Consider the following 6,518-nt stretch of genomic DNA (forward strand, 5'->3'; position numbering starts at 1 on the left):
GACGGGACCCGCCCCATCCGACCCTGCTGCTGCGCCGGCAACGATTTCACGGGGGCACCGACCTGGCTCGACGCGGAGCCAGGAAACAAATGGGTGTATGAACACGGCGTGGCCTGGGTGACGGGTACCGCACAACTCGTCACCGCCGTCCGCTCCGCGAAGCAGTTCCTGACCTATGTCGCCTCCGGCCCCTTCCAGTACGCCGTCGCCGAGGCCCTGCGGCTGCCCGACGCCTACTTCACAGCCTTCCGTGAGGACATGCTGGCCAAGCGGAACCTGCTGAGCGCGGGCCTCGCCGACGCGGGATTCGGGGCCTTCCGGCCGGCCGGCACGTACTTCGTCACCACCGACATCCGCCCACTCGGCGAGAGCGACGGCGCCGCCTTCTGCCGCTCCCTCCCGGAGCGCGCGGGCGTCGTCGCGATCCCCAACGCGGTCTTCTACGACCACAAAGAGGCCGGCGCACCATACGTCCGGTTCGCGTTCTGCAAGCGCGTCGAGGTACTGGCAGACGCGGCGGAACGGCTCCGCAAGGCGTTCGCGCACTGACCGCCGCCACAGGGCCGGTCGTCGCATTTCCTCGCCGCCTGCCGCACATCACCCGCCCGGAGCTGTCGCAGTGGAGGCCGCCCCGTCCCGGCCGCGATTGCCGTGCTTGCCGCACCACAGGGATCGACGTACAATTTCTTGTACGTCGAGGGAGGTTCGATCGTGAAGACCATGACGTATTCCGAGTCGCGCGCGCGGTACGCCGAGGTACTCAACTCCGTCACCGACGACCGCGAAGAGGTCGTCATCACCCGGGCCGGACACGAACCGGTCGTCATCGTCTCCCTTGAGGACTACGAGTCCCTCAAGGAGACGGCGTACCTGCTGCGGAGTCCCGCGAACGCCCGGCGCCTGCTCGCCTCCATCGACGAGCTGGAAAACGGCGGCGGCACCGTACGCGAGCTGGCGACCGACGAATAAGGGCCGCGAATGAAGATCACCTTCTCCTCCCGCGCCTGGGAGGACTACCTGTGGTGGCAGCTGCAGGACCGGAAGATCCTGAAGCGCATCAACACGCTCATCGCGGACATCGCCCGGAAGGGCAACGAGGGGATCGGTAAACCGGAACCGCTCAAGCACGGATTCCAGGGCTACTGGTCGCGCCGCATCAACGACGAGCAGCGACTGATCTACAAGGCGACCGAGGACAGCGTCCTGATCGCTCAGTGCCGCTACCACTACGAGAACTGACCGGACCCAACCGGATCGAGCACAACTACTGCGGCACGTAAGGCGGCTGCGACCGCACATGTGTCGCAGCCGTCCGTGGTGGGTGGCGGTGACGTCTTCCCGCGCTGCTCCGAGTGAGTGAAGCACTCTCTGGCACGCACTGGCCGTCTGCGCGGATAGCCTTGACCCGCCGAGGGTCCGCGGGCAACCAGCACCCTCCCGAACTGTTGCAGAAACCGGTGCCAGGAGTGGGCGTAGTGGCGAAGGTCTACCCGTCGGCGGAGTCCGAATCGGCAGCTCCTGACCGGGAATGGATGTTCGCTTCGTTGCCGGAGCTCGCCTTGGGCGAGGCGGTGTTCCTTCCCGCCGATCCGCCCCGGATGGGACGGATGGCGTTCTGGACGCCCGGGGGTGAGCCGCCGGACCTCGGGGTGGAACCCGAGGAACTCACCGTGGTCCGCCCGCACGGTTCATCCGTGCGCCGGGCGCGGGTGGTCGCCGTACTGCTGCCCGTGGAGCAGGCGCTGCCGTTGCTGACCCGCTGCCGGGCACTCGGTGCGGATGGCAGCGGGCGGGCGTCGTCCGGTACCGCGTTCTGGGGCACCGCGGGCCTGCTGGGGCTGCGTCTGCTCGCCCGTGGCCGGCTGCTGCCCGGGGTGTCGCCGGAAGGGTTCGACGCGTGGCGGGTCGGTCCGTTGGACACCGAGGACCGCGAGCGGCTGGTTTCCCTGGCCCTCGCCATGCCTCCCCAGGCCCGCTCGGTCGCGGTTCCCGGAGTCTCCCCCCTCACGCTTCCGCCGGCCGAGCCACTGCTGCGGGCCTTCCTGGACGCCGTGGCCGATTCTCTCGCCCGCTCTCCCGCCGCCCGCCAGGTGACCGGCGGACCGGCGTTCGCGGTCCGGGCTCCGCAGTCGGTGCCCGAGCAGCGTGGGTGGGCGGCGGAGGTCGCCGCCGGCCGCGACGCGGGTCTGGCGGTGTCGCTGCGGCTGGAACTGGGCCGCGCGGACTCCTTCCGGGCCGTGGTCCAACTGCGCAGCCTCGCCGATCCCACGGTGCTCGCCGACGCCGCGGACCTGTGGTCCGGCCACGCCACCGCACCCGAACTGTTCGGCCCCCGGGCCAAGGTGGACACGCTGCTGACGCTGCGCCGGGCCGCCCGCGCCTGGCCCCCGGCCGCACGGATGCTGGACTCCGCCGCCCCGGCCGGTCTGGAGCTGTCCGACGAGGAGGCCCAGGCGCTGCTGGGCGACGCGGCCGAGAGCCTTGCCGCGGCCGGGGTCGCCGTGCACTGGCCCAAGGAGCTGGTCCGCGAACTGACCGCCGCCGGAGTCCTTGAACCCGCACGCCGCAAGGGGACCCAGTCCTCCGCCGAGTCCTTCCTGTCCTCCGGCGCGATGCTGGACTTCCGCTGGCGGGTCGCCCTCGGGGACCGGGAACTCACCGAGGAGGAGCTGGAACGACTGGTCCAGGCGCACCGGCCGATCGTACGGTTGCGCGACCAGTGGGTGGTCGTGGACCCGGAGCTGGTCCGCCGACTGCGACGGGCCGCGCAGCCCAGGACGGCCCCGGCCTCGCTGACCGCGATCGACGCTCTCGGCGCCGCGCTGACCGGCAGCGTCGAGGTGGACGGCGAACAGGTGGCGGTCACCGCGAACGGCGCACTGGAGGAGCTGCGCTCCCGGATCGCCGACCCCGAGGCCCGCGCCGGGCGTGAGCCCCAGGGGCCGCCCAAGGCCCTTGCCGCGACCCTGCGCGACTACCAGCTGCGCGGCCTGAACTGGCTGCACCGAATGACCTCACTCGGCCTGGGCGGCTGCCTCGCCGACGACATGGGTCTGGGCAAGACCGTCACCCTGATCGCTCTCCACCTGCGTCGCCAGGAACGGGAACCCACCGCCGGCCCCACCCTGGTGGTCTGCCCCGCCTCGCTGCTCGGCAACTGGGAGCGCGAGATCCAGCGCTTCGCACCGACCGCCCCGGTGCGCCGCTTCCACGGCCCCGGCCGCGACCTGTCCGGCCTCGACGGCGGAGCGGACGGCGGCTTCGTCCTGACCACCTACGGGACCATGCGCCGCGACGCCGAGCGCCTCTCCGGGCAGCCCTGGGGACTGCTCGTCGCCGACGAGGCCCAGCACGTCAAGAACCCGCACGCGCTCACCGCCCAGGCCCTGCGCCGGATCCCCTCGCGGGGGCGGGTCGCGCTGACCGGCACCCCGGTCGAGAACAACCTGTCCGAACTGTGGTCACTGCTCGACTGGACCACCCCCGGCCTGCTCGGCACGCTCACCTCCTTCCGCGACCGCTACGCAACGGCCGTCGAGGGCGACCGCGACGAACAGGCCGCCCGGCGGCTGGCCGCGCTGGTCCGACCCTTCCTGCTGCGCCGGCGCAAGTCCGACCCCGGCATCGCGCCCGAACTGCCGCCCAAGACCGAGACCGACCAGCCGGTGTCCCTGACGAAGGAACAGGTCTCGCTGTACGAGGCTCTGGTACGCGAGCTCATGGCCGAGATCGAGGAGAGGCAGGGCATGGCGCGGCGCGGCCTGGTGATGAAGCTGCTCACCGGTCTGAAGCAGGTCTGCAACCACCCCGCGCAGTTCCTGAAGGAACCCGCGGGTGCCAAGCTCCCGGGCCGCTCGGGGAAACTGGAACTCCTGGACGAACTCCTGGACACCGTCCTGGCCGAGGACGGGTCGGCCCTGGTCTTCACCCAGTACGTGGCCATGGGCGCGCTGATCGAGCGCCACCTGGCCGACCGCGGCGTGGACACCCTGTTCCTGCACGGAGGCACGACGGTCAAACGCCGCGAGGAGATGGTCGACGTCTTCCAGAGCGGTGCGAAGAAGGTGTTCCTGCTGTCCCTCAAGGCCGCCGGCACCGGTCTCAACCTGACCCGGGCCGGACACGTCATCCACTACGACCGCTGGTGGAACCCGGCCGTGGAGGACCAGGCCACCGACCGCGCCTACCGGATCGGACAGACCCAGCCGGTCCAGGTGCACAAGCTGATCGCCGAGGGCACCGTGGAGGACCGGGTCGCCGAGATGCTCCGCCAGAAGCGGGAACTGGCCGACTCGGTGCTCGGCTCGGGCGAGGCCGCCTTCAGCGAACTGAGCGACAGCGAACTGGCCGAGCTGGTCACACTCCGAAGGACGGGCCGATGACCAGGAGTAGCCGGCCTGGCAAGGCTGCCGCCCGTACCTTCGAGGCACTTCCGCCGACCAAGGGCAGCCGCGCACCCTTCGCCGAGTCCTGGTGGGGCCGCGCATGGCTGCGTTCCCTGGAGGAGTCCTCCCTGGATTCCGGGCGCCTCTCGCGCGGCCGGACGTACGCGCGCGGCGGCGCGGTCGGGCCGGTCACCGTCGCCCCCGGCTCGGTCGGCGCCCCGGTGCACGGCAGCCGCCGCACCCCGTACCGCTCCAAGGTCACGGTCGAGCAGCTGACGGACCGGCAGTGGGACCAGCTGCTCGACATGATCGCCGAGCGGGCCGCCAACATCGCCGCGCTGCTGGACGGCGAGATGCCCGCCGGGCTCGCCGACGACGCCGCAGCCGCCGGCGTCCCGTTGTTGCCCGGTCCCCGGGACCTCGACCCCGAGTGCAGCTGCCCCGACTGGGGCTACCCGTGCAAACACGCCGCCGCCCTCTGCTACCAGGTCGCCCGCCTCCTGGACCGCGACCCCTTCGTGCTGCTGCTCCTGCGGGGTCGCGGCGAGCGGGAGCTGATGGACGAGCTCGGCCGCCGCAACACCGCCCGCGCCTCCGCCGAAGCCGCCGTGTCCGCGACGACCGCAGGCGCGGGCCCGGCCCGGCCCGGTGATCCGGCCGGGCCCGCCTTCGTTTCCCGCACCGCGCTACCGCCCCTGCCCGGCCTGCCGACACTCCCCGATCGGCCCGGCCGCGGCCCCGCGCTGGTGGACTCGGCCGTCCCGGAGCCCGGCCTGGACCCGGCGGCTCTGGAACTGCTCGCCGTCGACACCGCGACGCGTGCCCACCACCTCCTCGCCCAGGCTCTCGGCGCACGGCACGCCGACTCCGCGCCACCTGCCCCGCTCACCGAATGGCAGGACGCCGCGCGCCTCACCGCCACTCACCCCTCCATGGACGTGTTCGCCAGGATCGCCGCGAACTGCGGCCGCACCCCCGGCGAACTCGCGGCCGCCACCCGGGCGTGGCGGCACGGCGGCGCAGCTTCCCTGGACGTACTGGAAAGCCCCTGGAACCCACCCGCTCCCCGCCTGGAGCGCGCCCGCGAGGCGCTGCGCGCGGACTGGTCCGACGGCACACCACCTCGGCTCCGCGCCTGGCGCAACCGGTGGACCGTCGAAGGCCGCGACGCTCAACTCCGCCTGGGCCGCGACTGGCTGTGGTACCCGTACACCAAGGACCAAGGCACCTGGTGGCCGGCCGGACCACCCGACGCCGACCCCGCCGTCGTCCTGACCGCCCTCCTCGCAACCTGACCCGCGCCGCCCGCGAATAGGTGCACGAACATGGAGTGGCCTGGGTGACCGCGCCGCCGGCCCTGGTCAGCGCCGTACGGTCGGCCAAGCAGTTCCTGACGTACGTGGCGTCGGGGCCGTTCCAGTACGCCGTCGCCGAGGCGCTCACGCTGCCGGACGCGTACTTCGAGACCTTCCGCGCGGACATGCTGCGCAAGCGGGACCTGCTGGCGACGGGACTCACCGAGGCGGGCTTCACGGTCTTCCGGCCGCAGGGCACGTACTTCATCACCACCGACATCCGCCCGCTCGGCGAGACGGACGGCTTCGCCTTCTGCCGCGCCCTGCCCGAGCGCGCCGGGGTCGTGGCCATCCCGAACGCGGTCTTCTACGACCACCGCGAGGCGGGCGCGCCCTTCGTCCGCTTCGCGTTCTGCAAGAAGGACGACGTTCTCACCGAGGCCACCGCCCGCCTCCAGCGCCTCGCCTCCTGAACTCCCACCACCCCGAGACGGACCGCGGCGAGAGAAAGCCGGTTCCCCCAAGCGCTCAGCGGAGTGCCCGGGCCCCCGCACGGCGCGGGCGAGGATGAGCAGACCGGGACGATCTACTGACCGGACCGTCCGACGGCCCGATGTCCCACTGGCCAGGCGGCCAGGTGGGCTGGTGGGCTGGTGGCCGAGTGGCCAGGCGGGCAGGCGGCCCCGGGACCGTGCGTCCCTGCGGCCCGGAGGCCGAACCGGACGTCCGGCCCAGGGCGGAGGCCGCGGGTCGGACCGCGCGCCGGCCCGGAGACCGGCGGCATGGCGGCCCGGTGTCCGGGCGGCCTGCGACCCAGTGGCCGAACCGGACGTCCGGC

General features: G+C 72.4%; 4 protein-coding genes and 2 pseudogenes. All 6 read left to right on the plus strand.

Annotated elements, in window-relative coordinates:
- Window positions 1–108: 108 nt before the first annotated feature.
- Window positions 109–549 (plus strand): annotated as a pseudogene (locus tag ACFYR3_RS03940) (aminotransferase class I/II-fold pyridoxal phosphate-dependent enzyme); the annotation flags it as partial.
- 162 nt (window positions 550–711) lie between these two features.
- A complete protein-coding gene (locus tag ACFYR3_RS03945; RefSeq protein ID WP_037676836.1) occupies window positions 712–969 on the plus strand; it encodes a type II toxin-antitoxin system Phd/YefM family antitoxin in 258 nt (85 codons plus the stop codon).
- Window positions 970–978: 9 nt separating this feature from the next.
- Entirely contained in the window at window positions 979–1,239 is a 261-nt protein-coding gene (locus ACFYR3_RS03950) for a Txe/YoeB family addiction module toxin (protein WP_355846465.1), read from the plus strand.
- 293 nt (window positions 1,240–1,532) lie between these two features.
- On the plus strand, window positions 1,533–4,382 hold the full coding sequence (locus ACFYR3_RS03955; protein ID WP_389281599.1) for a DEAD/DEAH box helicase: 2,850 nt from the start codon (window positions 1,533–1,535) through the stop codon (window positions 4,380–4,382).
- Window positions 4,379–5,680: an SWIM zinc finger family protein gene (locus ACFYR3_RS03960; protein WP_355846471.1), complete on the plus strand. Its 1,302-nt coding sequence runs from the start codon at window positions 4,379–4,381 to the stop codon at window positions 5,678–5,680. Before ACFYR3_RS03955 ends, ACFYR3_RS03960 begins: the two co-directional genes overlap by 4 nt.
- 35 nt (window positions 5,681–5,715) lie before the next feature.
- Window positions 5,716–6,153, plus strand: a pseudogene (locus tag ACFYR3_RS03965) (aminotransferase class I/II-fold pyridoxal phosphate-dependent enzyme); the annotation flags it as partial.
- Window positions 6,154–6,518: the final 365 nt, after the last annotated feature.

Source organism: Streptomyces sp. NPDC005784, from assembly GCF_042871525.1.
Lineage (GTDB): Bacteria > Actinomycetota > Actinomycetes > Streptomycetales > Streptomycetaceae > Streptomyces.

Bases quoted from the DNA above. Each gene is read 5' to 3' on its own strand.
- ACFYR3_RS03955 (WP_389281599.1), top strand. From the start codon at position 1,533: ATGTTCGCTTCGTTGCCGGAGCTCGCCTTGGGCGAGGCGGTGTTCCTT.
- ACFYR3_RS03950 (WP_355846465.1), top strand. From the start codon at position 979: ATGAAGATCACCTTCTCCTCCCGCGCCTGGGAGGACTACCTGTGGTGG.
- ACFYR3_RS03960 (WP_355846471.1), top strand. From the start codon at position 4,379: ATGACCAGGAGTAGCCGGCCTGGCAAGGCTGCCGCCCGTACCTTCGAG.